The following is a 14,408-nucleotide window of genomic DNA, read 5'->3' as shown; positions in this document are numbered from 1 at the left end:
ACACGGGCACTAAGCCTGGAGGAGACGGAATGAACAGCAACAGAATGGTCTTGCGAGGCGTAGTTGCGGCACTGGCGCTGTATGGCGTCGTCGCGCACGCGGAGCCGCTCAAGGCTAACGTAATTCACTGGTGGACCTCTGGCGGCGAATCGGCCGCGATTCGGCAGTTCGCGGTCGCGTACGACAAGGCCGGCGGCCAATGGGTCGACAACGCGGTCGCGGGCGGCGACCAGGCGCGCGCCACCGCGATCAACCGCATCGTCGGTGGTGATCCACCCACCGCCGCCCAGTTCAATACGTCGAAGCAGTTTCACGATTTGATCGATCAGGGACTCCTGAACAACGTCGACGACGTCGCCGCGAAAGAAAACTGGAACGGCATTTTCCCGCAGTCAATTCTCGACAGCATCCGCGTGAAGGGCCATTTCTACGCGGCGCCGGTCGACATCCACATGCCGGCGTGGTTCTTCTACTCGAAACCGGTGTTCCAGAAAGCGGGCATCACGAGCGAGCCGAAAAGCTACGACGAGTTCGTCGCCGATCTCGGCAAGCTGAAGAGCGCGGGCGTGATTCCGCTCGCGTTCGGCGGCCAGCCGTGGCAGGAGAAGATCACGTTCGACGCGGTGCTCGCGGATGTGGGCGGCCCGGACCTGTATATGAAGGTCTATCGCGATCACGATCAGAACGCGGTGAACTCCGAAGCGTTCAAGAAGGTGCTCGTGTCGTTCAAGAAGCTGCACGATTACGTCGACCCGGGCTCGCCCGGCCGCAACTGGAACGACGCGACCGCGCTCGTCACCTCGGGCAAGGCCGGCGTGCAGATCATGGGCGACTGGGCGAAGGGCGAGTTCGTCGCGGCCAATCAAACGGCGGGCAAGGACTTCGGCTGCTTCCCGGGCTTCGGTGCGCATTCGCCGTATCTGGTCGCGGGCGACGTGTTCGTGTTCCCGAAGACCGACAACGCGTCGGCGATCAAGGCTCAGAATCTGCTCGCCACGGTGATGACCTCGCCGTCCGCGCAGGTCGCGTTCAGCGCGAAGAAGGGCTCGATTCCGATCCGTGGTGACGTCGACGAAAGCAGCCTCGACATCTGCGCCAAGGAGGGGATCGCGATCATGAAGGACAAGTCGCGCCAGTTGCCGAATCCGGAAATGCTGCTGTCGCCCGATACGCAGGGTGCGCTGACTGACGTCGTGACGAACTTCTGGAACAAGAACGAGTCCGTCGACGACGCGCAGAAAGCGTTCGCCAGCGCGTTGAAGGGATAGGCCTCGCCATGCACGCGCTCAAGCTGCCAGCCGAGGGTTCGAAACCACACGGCAAGTCGCAACCCAAGCCGCGACATAAACCGCTGAACCGGCGGTTTTCGATCGCGGTCTGGCTGGCCTTGCTGCCGATGCTCCTGACCGTCGTGTTCACTTACCTGGGCACGATGGTCTGGACCGCGCGCGTGTCGCTCAGCAATTCGCACACGTTTCCTTCCAACGACTTCGTGGGCTTCGCGCAGTACGTGCGGCTGTTCCACAACGATCGCTGGCTCGAGTCGCTGCAGAACATCGTGATCTATGGCGCGTGCTTCATCATCGCGTGCATGGTGATCGGCTTGCTGCTGGCGATCTTCATCGATCAGCGGGTGGTCGCGGAAGGCGCGTTGCGCACGGTGTTTCTGTATCCGTACGCGATGTCGTTCGTCGCGACCGGGCTCGTGTGGCAATGGATTCTGAATCCGTCGTTCGGTGCGCAGCAGGTGCTGCGCAACCTCGGCTTCCCGCATGCGCGCTTCGACTGGATCGTCGATCAGGACTGGGTCATCTACACGATCGTGATCGCGACCGTGTGGCAGGCTTCGGGCCTCGTGATGGCGCTGTTGCTCGCGGGCCTGCGCGGCGTCGACGAAGAGTTGTGGAAAGCCGCGCGTATCGACGGCATTCCGCGCTGGCGCGTGTACGCGAGCATCGTGGTGCCGATGCTCGGACCGTCGATCTCGACCGCGTTCGTGCTGCTGTTCGTGATGGTCGTGAAGCTGTACGACGCGGTCGTCGCGATGACCCAGGGCGGCCCCGGCACCGCGAGCGAAGTGCCGGCCAAATTCATCATGGACTATCTGTTCGGGCGCGCGAACATCGGCCTTGCGTCGGCTGCGTCGATCGTGCTGCTCGCGACGGTGCTCGCGGTTCTCGCGCCGTTCTTTTATGCACGCAGCCGCGCGGCGCTGCGCGGGGAGAGAGGATGAACACGCTCGATTCCACGCTCAAAGGCGGCCTGCCACAGCGCGCACGCACGCGGCCTCGCCGCGCGGCGTTCTCGCCGGCGCGTCTGGGCATCTACGCGTTTCTGCTCACCGCGGCGGTGTTCTTTCTGCTGCCGCTCTACGTGATGCTGGTCACGTCGGTCAAGCCGATGAGCGAGATTCGCCTCGGCAATCTGCTTGGGCTTCCGATGCATTTCACGCTCGACGCGTGGAGCGTCGCCTGGCAGTCAGCTTGCACCGGGCTCGATTGCAACGGTATTCGCGTCGGCTTCTGGAACTCGGTGCGCATCGTCGCGCCGAGCACGGTGCTGTCGATCATGGTCGGCGCGATCAACGGCTACGCGCTGTCGTTCTGGCGGCCGCGCGGCGCGGGTCTGCTGTTCGGCGTGCTGCTGGTCGGCGCGTTCATTCCGGTGCAGGTGATGATCTATCCGCTCGTGCGCGTGCTCGCGAGCGTGCATCTGTTCAGCTCGCTGCCCGGCATCGTGCTGATTCATACGATGTTCGGCATGCCGGTGATGACGCTGCTGTTCCGCAACTACTACGCGTCGATTCCGCAGGAGCTGTTCAAGGCCGCGCGCATCGACGGCGGCAGCTTCTGGCGCATCTTCTTCCAGCTGATGCTGCCGATGTCGACGCCAATCATCGTCGTCGCGCTGATCATGCAGGTCACGAACATCTGGAACGACTACATTCTGGGCCTCGTATTCGCGGGTACGAAGAATCTGCCGATGACGGTGCAACTGAACAACATCATCAACACGACGACCGGCGAGCGGCTCTACAACGTCAACATGGCGGCGACCATTCTGACCTCGATGGTGCCGCTCGCGGTCTACTTCATATCGGGCCGCTGGTTCGTGCGCGGCATTGCGTCGGGCGCCGTCAAGGGGTAAGGCATGACAGACATGGCTAATACGATCGATGCGGCCAGCGTGCCGGGTGCAAGGGCGGATGCTGCTTCCGACGCCGCGGCGCTCGCGCATCCCGCCAATGTGGCGGTCCGCAATCTGACGATTCAGCTCGGCTCGAACACGGTGATCGAGAACCTCGATCTCGACGTGCTCGCCGGCGAGTTCGTCGTGCTGCTCGGGCCGTCGGGTTGCGGCAAATCCACGCTGCTGCACAGCATCGCCGGATTGATCGACGTCAGCGACGGCAGCATCGAGATCGCGGGCGAAGACATGACGTGGGCCGATCCGAAGGATCGCCGCATCGCGCTGGTGTTCCAGTCGTACGCGCTGTATCCGACCATGAGCGTCGAGCGCAATCTGTCGTTCGCGCTGCGCATCAACGGCACGCCGAAGGCGGAAATCGCGCGGCGCGTCGCGCGCGCCTCGGAAATGCTGCAACTGGGGCCGCTGCTCAAACGCAAGCCGTCGCAGTTGTCGGGCGGACAGCGGCAGCGCGTCGCGATCGGCCGCGCGATCGTGCGCGAAGCCGACGTGTTCCTGTTCGACGAGCCGCTGTCGAACCTCGACGCGAAGCTGCGCACCGAGCTGCGCCGTGAATTGAAGCAGCTGCATCACAACCTCGGCGCGACGATGATCTACGTGACGCACGACCAGGTCGAGGCGATGACGCTCGCGACCCGCATGGCCGTGATGCGCGGTGGTGTGATCCAGCAGTTCGGCACGCCGGCCGAGGTCTATGCGCGGCCGAACAACCTGTTCGTCGCAACGTTCCTCGGCTCGCCGGCGATGAATCTGCTGAAGGGCACGCTCGAAACGCGCGACGGCGCGCTCCACTTCTGCTCCGGGCATGCGCGAATCGACGTGTCGGCGTACGAGTTCAGGCAGGCGCCGGCGCACGGTGTGCCCTGCGTGCTCGGCGTGCGCGCCGAAGACGTGCATATCACGGAAGGCGCCAGCGAGCGCGCAAAAGTTTCGCTGATGGAGCCGATGGGCAACCACCGCGTGATCTGGCTCGACTATCATGGCGAACAGATAGCGTCGATCGATCAGACAAAAGCGCCGATTGCGGAGGATGACACCGTGGCGTTCTCGTTCGACGCCGCGCATGTCTCGCTATTCGACGAAGCGAGCGGCGCGCGCTTATAACGCCGCGGCGCGTGTCACGCAAAGCGGCTCGTCGAGACAGGCTTGATGGAGAACCGCGTGGCAACACTCAAGGACGTCGCGGAACTGGCCGGCGTGGGCATGTCGACCGCCTCACGAGCCATTTCCGGCAAGGGACCGATTTCCGCCGATGCCGCGGCGCGCGTAAAGGCGGCGATCGAGGCGCTGAAGTTTCGCCCGTCGTCGATCGGCCGGGCGATGGCGACGCAGCAACTCGGCATCATCGGCATCTTCGTGCCGACCTTCTTTGGTTCCTACTACGGCACGATTCTGAAGCAGACCGACACCGAGCTGCGCGCGGTGGGGCGGCACGTCGTGGTCGCGACCGGTTGCGGCGAGGTGTCGCCGCGCGAGCAGGCGATCGAGGCGGTGCGCTTTCTGATCGGCCGCGATTGCGATGGCGTGGTCGTGATCAGCCACGATCTGCACGACGAAGACCTGATCATGCTGCATGGCATGCATCCGAAGATGGTGTTCCTGAATCGCGCGTTCGAGCAGTTGCCGGACGCGTCGTTCAGCGCGGACCATCGGCGCGGCGGCGAACTCGCGGCACGCACGCTGCTCGATCACGGGCATCGCGACATCGCGGTGATTTCCGGGCCCGCTACCGCGTCGGACAACGTGATGCGGATCGACGGCTTTTTCGCCGAACTCGCGCGAGCCGGCATTGCGCGCGACGACGTCACGCTGATCGAATCCGACTTCTCGCACGAAGGCGGCTATGCGGCCGCGCAGAAGCTGCTCGATACGCAGCGGCGCGTCACCGGCCTGTTCTGCGCGAACGACACGATGGCGGTCAGCGTGCTTGCGCGCTTTCACCAGGCGGGCATTTCGGTGCCGAACGACATTTCCGTGATCGGCTACGACGACGACTACTCGGCCGCGTACGCGGCGCCCGGGCTCACGTCGGTGCATATTCCGACAGCGGAGCTGACGCAAAACGCGGTGCGCTGGCTCATCAACCAGTGTTACGCCACCACGTGGGAGATCTTCCGCGAGTTTCCCGTCAGCGTGACGATGCGCGAATCGGTCGGGCCAGCGCCGATGCAGAAGAAAAATGCGCGCGGCGCCAAGGGCTAGAAGCGTTTGCCTAATCGTAGCGGTGTGATGCCTGGCGCGCGGACGCGCGCCATGGCAGTTGCGCTACGCCCGCCGTGCGCAGATCTGTGACCGAAATAGGGGCGTAGCTACCGGCCATGCGCGGCGGGGCTTTCGTCAAAATCATGGCGGCATTTGCATGCGTTTATTCACGCGCGGCGTCGTGCGATTATTCGCGTTTTTACTGACGCATGTGACGGTCTTTTTAAGGTCGACGTAATCCGTCGCAATAGTGCTTTGCGGTTTTCCCTCATTAAACTTACTTCAAATTTCTCTAAACTTCCTGGTAACAAGTTGTTACGGGGTGAGTGTGATGTTGGCCATCTTTCTGATCGCCTGTCCGATCTGTATCGCTGCGCTGTTCGGTTTTGCGCGCCATGTGGATCCGCAGACAGGGCAGTTCAAACGTTAGTTTCTCTCGGGCGTTTTTGCCGCCGCTACGCGCCGTGGAGATTTTCGCTTGGCGATTAGCAGCAAGTTAGTTTGTCGGCAGATTGAAATGAGCAACCGTTTGCTTTCTTTCTATTTGCTTTCTCTATTTCGTTTTCGTCAATAGCCCGTTCTCCCTTTCGTCAAGACTTGCCTTGGCATGCCGGTTCGCGGCACGATGCGCGATTAGCTTCGTTTTGGGTCGGCATCGCATATGCAAGATTCTCTGCAGAAAATGGCGGCACGTGCCAGCGTGCTGAAGGGCATTCTTCCTTTGAGCCGGTTGGCGGCGGCGCGCGATGCGCTGGCCGGTGTGCAGCTTGCGTCGATGGATATTCCGCAGGTGCTCGGCTATGCGCGCATTGCCGGCATGCCGGCCGTCACCGGGCTCTACACGGTATTTCTGCCGCTCGTCGCGTTCGCATTTTTCGGTGCGTCGCGGCATCTGGTCGTCGCCGCCGATTCGGCTACCGCGACGATCTTCGCGAGCCGTCTGGCGACGATGGCGCCCGCGTCGAGCGCCGAATACGCGTCGCTCGCGGCGATGGTCGCGCTGCTGACGGCCGCGCTGCTGCTCGTCGCGCGCATCTTCAAGCTCGGCTTTCTCGCCGATTTCCTGTCGCGCACGGTGCTGGTCGGCTTTCTCGCCGGGGTCGGCGTGCAGGTCGGCATCGCGATGCTCGGCGACATGCTCGGCGTGCCCGGACACGCGGCGAGCAGTGTCAGACAACTGCTGCTCGTCGTGAGCCAGGCCGCGCAGATCAATCGGCCGACGCTGGCGATCTCGCTGCTCGTGGTGACCGCGATTCTCGTCTGCAAGCGCTTCTGGCCGCGCTTGCCGGTGTCGTTGATCGCGGTCGTCGGGGGCATTGCCGCGAGCGATCTGTACGGATTCGCCGCGCACGGCATCTCGATCCTCGGACCGGTGGAGGGCGGCTTGCCGCCGCTGGCGATTCCGTCGGTGACGTGGCAGCAGATGCTCGATCTCGTGCCGGTCGCCGCGTCGTGCTTCGTGATGATCGTCGCGCAAAGCGCCGCCGCGAGCCGGGTGTTCGCCGAGCGCTATCACGAGCCGGTCGATACCAACGCGGACCTGCTCGGCATCGCGGCCGCCAACGCGGCGGCGGCGTTTTCCGGCGCGTTCGTCGTCAACGGCAGCCCGACGCAGACCGCGATGGCCGATCGCGCCGGCACGCGCAGCCAGTTTGCGCAGCTCGTATTCGCGGCGGTGGTGGTGGTCGTGCTGCTGTTTTTCAGCCGCTATCTGCAGTATCTGCCGCACTGCATTCTCGCGAGCATCGTGTTTACGATCGCGGTCGGGCTGATCAATGTGCAGTCTCTGTGGTCGATTCGCGGCGAAAGTCCCGGCGAATTCGCGCTGGCGTTGTTCACGGCGGCGGCGGTCGTGCTGATCGGCGTCGAGCACGGCATTCTGGTCGCGGTTGCGCTATCGCTGCTGCGTCACGTGCGACACAGCTACCGCCCGCACACGATGCTGCTCGCGCCCAATGGCGACGGCATGTGGGTGCCGGTGCCGGCGGTGCCCGGCATCGAGACCGCGCCGGGCTTGATCGTCTATCGCTTCGGCGCCGATCTGTTCTATGCGAACGATCATTTTTTCGTCGATGATACGCGCCGCCTGATCGAGCACGCACCGAACGCGGTGCGCTGGTTCGTCGTCGATGCCAGCGCGATTACGGATGTCGATTATTCGGCGGCGCGCTCGGTGGGCGAGTTGTGCTCGGCGCTCAAGCGCAATGGAATCGAGGTGATCTTTGCACGGGTGAATCGCTATCTGCGCTCGGATATGGATCGGCATGGCATCACGCCGATCGTCGAGGAGCGCTGTATTTTCGGCACGCTGCACGAGGCGCTGAGCATGGCCGGTGTGGAGAAGCCGCATGAGCAGGTGAAGGGGGCGCCGTAACGGGCGCGTCGCGCGGCGTCGGGGCGCCATGTGTGTCGCGCGCTCGCGCGCCTGCCCACCCGGACAGCTGTTCAAATGGCCGATCTGGCCGGGCGACGGATCTTGGTACCGCGGTTGCGTCGAATGGCGGCCGCTTCAGTTTTGAATGACTGTTGCCGATATCCAGAGCGGATGGTGTTGGTCCGATGCCGATAATCTTGAACTTTGCCTGGCGCTTCCTTCAAGAGAGCGGGTATTAGCGAGGACACTCTATTGCCATCTCATGCAATATTCTGTCTAATGAATTCAAAATAAAACGTCCAATTCATTGGCTCGCTGAGCCAGTCGACGGGGGTTCACTTCATGTACTCTCTGCTGCCGCTCAAGGCCCAGGTGCGCCGTCACGCGCGTACGCTCGCCGGGTATTTTCCCGCTCCATTTACACGCGACGCATCAAGCGGTGTGGACATCCTCGGCGTCATGACCCCCAGGCTGCTGAACGGGAACACGCTGCTGAACCTCAATTACGGCGAAGTGGACCGCTTCACCGACAACACCCGTGCGACGGGCACGTTATTCGTCGCGATAGGCGACGACTTCGTGCGCGTCGCCACTTCGGTCAAAAGGCAAACCGGCGAGCGGGCCGTGGGCACGGTGCTCGACCGCTCGCACCCCGGCTATCGGATGCTGCGCAACGGGCAGCCCTACACCGGTTACGCCACGCTATTCGGCAAGCAATACATGACACGCTACGAGCCGATCCGCGACGGTTCTGGCGAGGTAGTCGGCGCGCTGTACGTCGGCCTCGATGTCAGTGAAGTGTGGAACCTGTCGATCGGAGCCCGGCTCGCGCTGCTGACCCTGGCCGCGAATACCGTACTCCTGCTGGGCTATGGTCGGCTGCTGCAGGCAGCGACCACCCCCGACCGATCGAGCCCGGTGGCGGCGTTGCCCACTCTGCAGCAAAGCTGGGCGATGGGCTTCGGGCTACTCGGCGCGCTACTGGTCAGCGCGCTGGTCTACGTGACGACCCGGCGCGGTCTCGGCATGCAGTTGCTCGAAGCGAAGGCAGCCGCGGAAAAAATGGCGGCCGGCGACCTGACCGCCCAGGTGCATGTTAGCCGGCGCGATGAACTGGGCCAATTGATGCAGGCGATGAACGGCATCAGTGTCGGTTTGGCCTCGGTAGTCGGCAACGTGCGACGTGCCTCCGACATGATCGCGACGGGGGCGCGCGAAATCGCGGCCGGCAACGCGGAGCTTTCCTCCCGCACCGAGGCGCAGGCTGGCTCGCTCGAGCAAACCGCATCGACGATGGAGCAATTGACGGCGATGGTCCGCGCCAATGCCGAACGCGCTGCACACGCCAACCAGCACATCGCGTCGGCCTCCGATCTCGCGGTCAAAGGCGGCAATGTGGTGGGCCATGTGGTCACCACCATGTCGTTGATCCGCGGCAGTTCGCACAAGATCGTCGACATCATCAGCATGATCGACTCGATCGCCTTTCAGACCAACATCCTGGCTTTGAACGCGGCCGTCGAGGCGGCACGCGCCGGCGACCAGGGCCGCGGCTTTGCGGTAGTCGCCGCCGAAGTGCGCAATCTGGCCCAACGCAGCGCCATGGCCGCCAAGGAAATCAAGGCGCTGATCGACGACTCGGTTGGCAACGTCAATGCGGGCGGCGAACTGGTCGACCAGGCCGGTCGGGGGATGACCGAAATCGTCACGGCGGTCGATAGCGTGGTCAGCCTGATGGGTGAGATTACCCATGCGAGCAACGAGCAAAGTACCGGCATCGGCGAAGTCAACCGCGCGATCGGGCAGATGGATGAAAGGCTTCAGCAAAACGTTGCCCTCGTCGAGCAGGTGGCGGCCGCAGCCGCCAGCATGCAGGAACAGGCGAGCACGCTGGAAGATGCCGTGCAGGTATTTCGGCTGGTAGGTGACCGGTCTTCCCACACTTTCCTGCACTAGAATGAGTTATTGCCGACGTCGTGGACCGAATCTGGTCTGCACGACGTGCGGAATTCTCGTTGGAGGAATGCCATGCCGACTTACCGGTACAAGTGCGAGAAGTGCGGTGAGATGTTCGAACATGCCGAGCATCTTGCTGAACATGAAAACGCTCATCCGGCTTGTCCGAAGTGCGGAAGCGAGAAGGTTCAGCACATACCCACGCCATTTGTGCCGAAAACGTCCAGAAAGAGCTGAAATCTGTCCGACCGTGCGAAGGTAAAATCGGGCGCAGGAAGTGTGATGCGCCCGCATCGTTCTTGGCGAGGTCCTGCGGTGTGCGACGTGTCGGTAACGAACGTTTGCAACGCGGCATGCGACTTCTGCGGGTTCTCTCGCGAGAAGAATCTGGCGGGGCCGCGTCGCTATCTCGATCCGGATGAGTTCGCGCGCGCACTGCCGAGGTCTGCGCATCGATTACGGTGAGCCGTCTGGTCCGTTACGAATTGCTTCCTGAGACGCTCAACCGGCTGGGGTTCGATGCCGTCGTTTTTTCCTATCCATGGCGCGAGTCGTTTGGATCTACCTCACTCGTTTACGACGAAAACTCGAAACGCCGAACGCATAAGCGATGCCCGGCCTCGTCGCGAGAAAACCGTCAATTGAGCGATTCCATTGCCTAACATCAAGTTACGCGCGCCCTGAGGAACGCCCCGCGGCTCGCGAACGGCTTCATTGTCGCGCAGCCCTTTTCCCGCGCGACTCTTCCACAAGGAGATCACGATGAAATCAGACGACAAGGGTGACGTGCGCGCTTTCGTGCAGACGGCCGAGCAGGGTGGCGAGCATGTCTGGGTGATCACGCTGGTCGACTTCGGGGCTCGCGAAGTCAAACGCTCGCTCGTTTCGGACGAGACGTATGCGACCTCCGCCGCTGCCCGGGATGCCGGGGAGGCCCACTTAAAGGCGCTGGCGCAAGACCGCTAGGTCCGCTGCCTTGTTTTCGCGCGCGGACGTACTAGTGTTGGACTATAAGCAAACGGGCGGCAAAGGGGGCGGAAGAGGACACAGTTCATGGCCAGTACGCAAGGAACCACCGGATCGCCGTTTGCGGTGTCCGCCGAAGCGGGCAGCTATCGCGTCAAGCGCCCGCAAAACGCGAGCGAAGTGATCGACCTGGTGAAGGAGCGCGACATCCAGATCGTCGATCTGAAATTCACCGATCTGCCCGGACTCTGGCAGCATTTCTCGATCACGCTTCCCGAAGTTCATGACGACCTGTTCGGCGACGGCATCGGTTTCGATGGTTCATCGATCCGTGGCTTTCAGGAGATCCACGAGTCCGACATGCTGCTGCGGCCCGACCCGGCAACGGCGTTCGTCGACCCGGCTTGTGGCACGCCGACGCTGTCGATCATCTGCGACGTGGTCGATCCCGTGCTGCGGCAGCCGTATTCGCGTGATCCGCGCTACGTGGCCAAAAAGGCGGAGAACTATCTGCGCCAGACGGGCATCGCGACGACGTGTTATTTCGGACCTGAGCTCGAGTTCTTCATCTTCGACTCGATTCGCTATGGCCAGGATCAGCATTGCGGCTATTACTACGTCGAGTCGGGCGAGGGCGACTGGACCACCGGTCGCGACGAGGGCGCATACGGGGGCGGCAACCTCGGCTACAAGCAGCGCTATAAGGAGGGCTATTTCCCGACGCCCCCTCATGACACGCTGCAGGAGATCCGCTCGGAAATCGCGCTGACGCTTCAGCAGGCGGGCGTACAGATCGAAGTGCATCACCACGAAGTCGCGACCGCGGGACAGAACGAGATCGACATGCGCTTCGCGACGCTGACCCGCATGGCCGACAACGTGATGATCTACAAGTACATCTGCAAGAACGTCGCGCGTCGGCACGGCAAGGTTGCGACCTTCATGCCGAAACCGCTGTTCGCCGACAACGCGAGTGGCATGCATTGTCACCAGAGCCTGTGGAAAGACGAACAGAACCTCTTTTACGACGCGGGCGGCTGGGCGCTGACTTCGGACATGTGCCGCTGGTACATCGGCGGATTGCTGCAGCACGCGCCCGCGTTGATGGCCTTCTGCGCGCCGACCACGAACTCCTACAAACGCCTGGTGCCGGGGTATGAGGCACCCGTCAATCTGGCGATGTCGCAACGCAACCGTTCGGCCGCCGCGCGCATCCCGATGTATTCGGATTCGCCGAACGCGCGGCGCGTCGAATTCCGCTGTCCGGACCCGTCGGCCAACGCATATCTTGCTTTCGCCGCGATGCTGATGGCCGGCCTCGACGGCATTGAAAATAAGACCGATCCCGGCGAGCCGCTCGACCGCAATATCTACGACCTGCCGCCCGAAGAAGCCCGCAATATCCGGCAGGTGCCGGGCTCTCTCGAAGCAGCGCTCGCCGCGCTCGAAACCGATAACACGTTTTTGCGCAAAGGCGATGTCTTTACCGACGACGTGATCCAGACGTGGATCGATTACAAGCGCAGTCGCGAGATCGACACCATCAAATTGCGTCCGCATCCATGGGAGTTTTATCTGTACTTCGATATCTAGAGCGTGTCAGGAATTTTGAAGTACGGGCAAGGCGTGAACAAGCATGAGCATGGAGAAGACCGTTCGGTGCACACACGGTGACCTCACCGGCGAATTCCATCATCGCCAACAAGCCAGTGCCCTTTTCTTGCATTCCGCAACAAGATCGCGAAGAACAACCGCGGTGGAGTCCGTGCGTCGCGACTCGCCAAATCCGCAGTCGATCTTCAGCGACCTCCGGGCCCCTACTTCAATTGTTTAACCTGTCGAGCAAACGGTGGCCGCAGCAAAGTCGCTGGAGGGGCAGGCCGTCGTGCTGAAAGAAGCGATTTCGGTATTGCGTCTCGAGGCTGGGCGTTAGCCTGACTTCCCCTCCGACAGGTACTGCGCATATTCAATACGCAGTACCTGCTTCACACAAGTTCTTTATAATCGCACGATTCACGAGTTGAAGAAAACAACGAGAAATGCGGGCGTACCGCCAGCACTTTCAATACAAGCACGATCATGCAAATCAAGTCATTGACGTCCCCATTGATTCAGGGTGTCGGTAGCTCGGCAATCAGCCGATGGATCTCTGTGGCAGGCGCGGTACTGATCGCCGCACTCTATGTCAAAGTCTATTTTGCGAATCCAGCGTTGCCGACTACGACCATCGATGGCTGGTGGACCTGGTGGGACCAATCGAATTACCTGAAATCGGCGACGGCTTTATTGCATCGGGATTTTTCTGTAGGGCTTTACGTCTACCCGCTCGGATATAGCGCAATCGGCGCGTTATTCGTTGGGATCACGCCAGTTCATCCATTTTTTGTGCCGAACCTGCTTGCGCTACTGGGCTGCTATTTTGCTTTTATCGGTTTCGCACGCTGCGTGGGCGCCCATCCGGTCCTGGCAGTGTTGCTGTTTTTGGGCGCGAGCGTTTGCGATCCCGAATTGTTTCAGCATTGGGTCGTTCCATGGACGACCATCCCGGTCGCCGCGCTCATCTGGATCAGTTTGTGGCTGACCGGCCATTATGTATTGCAGCCCGAACGGACGCCCGCGAAGCGGCGCTATTTCGTGGTCGGTCTGCTCGCGGCCAGCGTGATGGCGATCCATCCCGTCGACGTGCTGGTGCCGGGGATTGCCCTGCTTGCGATGCTGCTATGCGACTGGATTGAGAAGCGCCCTGTTGTCCACCACCTGGTTTCAGCGATATACGGAGGGCTATGCATTGTCGTTCCCTACGTGCTCGTTTATCTGCGGATTTATCATTTTCATACCACGGACTATTTCGAACAATCGGCAAAGATCGGTTTTGTGTTCTGGAATTTTCCATGGAAATCGTATGTGGTCTTTTTCGATCCGTATCCATGGTTTGCGGAAGGCCGCGGCATCCTGCAGCGTGCGCCGTGGATTGCGTTAGCTCTTCCCGCGTTATTGCTGCTGTTGGCGCGCCAGATTCATCGGGCGTCCCGGCGTGAGGCGGTGATCTGGCTGCTCGCCGCGGCCACGGTGGTCTACACCTGCCTGTATGTCGCATACGTCGATCTTTTGCCCAGTGGGATCTGGCGATATGGCAATATCCATTACTTCACCTGGGTGATGCCTGCGTATGCACTGCTAGGATTCTTATTTATCCAGCGCCTGTTTCAGCAGCGACGTGCCATTCCTGTGGCAGCGCTGATTGCTGCGCTCGTCATGCTTTCCATCAGGCTGGAGCCTCGCGAAGTGTCGGCCGATAGTCCGGCGTTGATGATCGATTCGAAGTTCGACTGCGGCGGATGGGCGAACACCTACATGGGGAAATTCACGGTTGCCGATACCAACGGGCAACTGCAGAGCGTCTATGGCGTGCGGGCATTGCCGATGCCGGAGGGCGTCCGCTTCATTGCGATACGGCGTCCGCTGGTGGGGCATATTGCGTTCGTCACGGGCTGCGGCGATGCGGGGACTGGCGTTGCTGCACACCAAATGCACTGGAATGCGCACGTCACGCTCGGGCGGCCCGCGTGGCTTCCGCCGTTTCACGACACGATCAATCCGCATTTTTCCGGTTAGTGCGTGTTAGAAGAACGACGCAATTGGTCGCGCTCTCTCGAAGCAGGAGCGGCGCAAGCGCTTTCATGATTGGCTCGACGAGCCGATC

General features: G+C 61.8%; 11 protein-coding genes. All 11 read left to right on the top strand.

Going from position 1 to position 14,408, the window contains the following annotated elements:
* Positions 1-29 precede the first annotated feature (29 nt).
* Positions 30-1,268: an ABC transporter substrate-binding protein gene (locus tag L0U84_RS30395; RefSeq protein WP_233855764.1), complete on the top strand. Its 1,239-nt coding sequence runs from the start codon at positions 30-32 to the stop codon at positions 1,266-1,268.
* Positions 1,269-1,276: 8 nt separating this feature from the next.
* Entirely contained in the window at positions 1,277-2,233 is a 957-nt protein-coding gene (locus L0U84_RS30390; RefSeq protein WP_233855763.1) for a carbohydrate ABC transporter permease, read from the top strand.
* On the top strand, positions 2,230-3,147 hold the full coding sequence (locus tag L0U84_RS30385) for a carbohydrate ABC transporter permease (RefSeq protein ID WP_233855762.1): 918 nt from the start codon (positions 2,230-2,232) through the stop codon (positions 3,145-3,147). The genes L0U84_RS30390 and L0U84_RS30385 overlap by 4 nt, the downstream gene beginning before the upstream one ends.
* Before the next feature lie 3 nt (positions 3,148-3,150).
* The gene (locus tag L0U84_RS30380; RefSeq protein ID WP_233855761.1) at positions 3,151-4,311 is read left to right on the top strand and encodes an ABC transporter ATP-binding protein; all 1,161 of its coding nucleotides are present in this window, start codon (positions 3,151-3,153) and stop codon (positions 4,309-4,311) included.
* A 45-nt stretch (positions 4,312-4,356) separates the two neighbouring features.
* On the top strand, positions 4,357-5,409 hold the full coding sequence (locus tag L0U84_RS30375; protein WP_233855760.1) for a LacI family DNA-binding transcriptional regulator: 1,053 nt from the start codon (positions 4,357-4,359) through the stop codon (positions 5,407-5,409).
* A 661-nt stretch (positions 5,410-6,070) separates the two neighbouring features.
* Positions 6,071-7,783 carry a SulP family inorganic anion transporter gene (locus L0U84_RS30370; RefSeq protein WP_233855759.1) on the top strand — a complete coding sequence of 571 codons (1,713 nt, stop codon included), beginning with the start codon at positions 6,071-6,073 and terminating at the stop codon, positions 7,781-7,783.
* Between the two features lie 342 nt (positions 7,784-8,125).
* The gene (locus tag L0U84_RS30365) at positions 8,126-9,739 is read left to right on the top strand and encodes a methyl-accepting chemotaxis protein (protein ID WP_233855758.1); all 1,614 of its coding nucleotides are present in this window, start codon (positions 8,126-8,128) and stop codon (positions 9,737-9,739) included.
* A 72-nt stretch (positions 9,740-9,811) separates the two neighbouring features.
* Positions 9,812-9,976, top strand: coding sequence for an FmdB family zinc ribbon protein (locus L0U84_RS30360; RefSeq protein ID WP_233855757.1), 165 nt, complete (start codon positions 9,812-9,814; stop codon positions 9,974-9,976).
* A 525-nt stretch (positions 9,977-10,501) separates the two neighbouring features.
* Positions 10,502-10,705: a hypothetical protein gene (locus L0U84_RS30355; protein ID WP_129957634.1), complete on the top strand. Its 204-nt coding sequence runs from the start codon at positions 10,502-10,504 to the stop codon at positions 10,703-10,705.
* An 87-nt stretch (positions 10,706-10,792) separates the two neighbouring features.
* Positions 10,793-12,298 (top strand): type I glutamate--ammonia ligase, encoded by a 1,506-nt coding sequence (gene glnA, locus L0U84_RS30350; RefSeq protein WP_233855756.1) that lies wholly within the window; start codon positions 10,793-10,795, stop codon positions 12,296-12,298.
* A gap of 486 nt (positions 12,299-12,784) precedes the next feature.
* The gene (locus tag L0U84_RS30345; RefSeq protein WP_233855755.1) at positions 12,785-14,320 is read left to right on the top strand and encodes a hypothetical protein; all 1,536 of its coding nucleotides are present in this window, start codon (positions 12,785-12,787) and stop codon (positions 14,318-14,320) included.
* Positions 14,321-14,408 lie beyond the last annotated feature (88 nt).

Origin of the sequence: Paraburkholderia sp. HD33-4, from assembly GCF_021390635.1 — a bacterium.
Lineage (GTDB): Bacteria > Pseudomonadota > Gammaproteobacteria > Burkholderiales > Burkholderiaceae > Paraburkholderia.
This window is presented reverse-complemented; position numbering and strand designations above follow the sequence as displayed.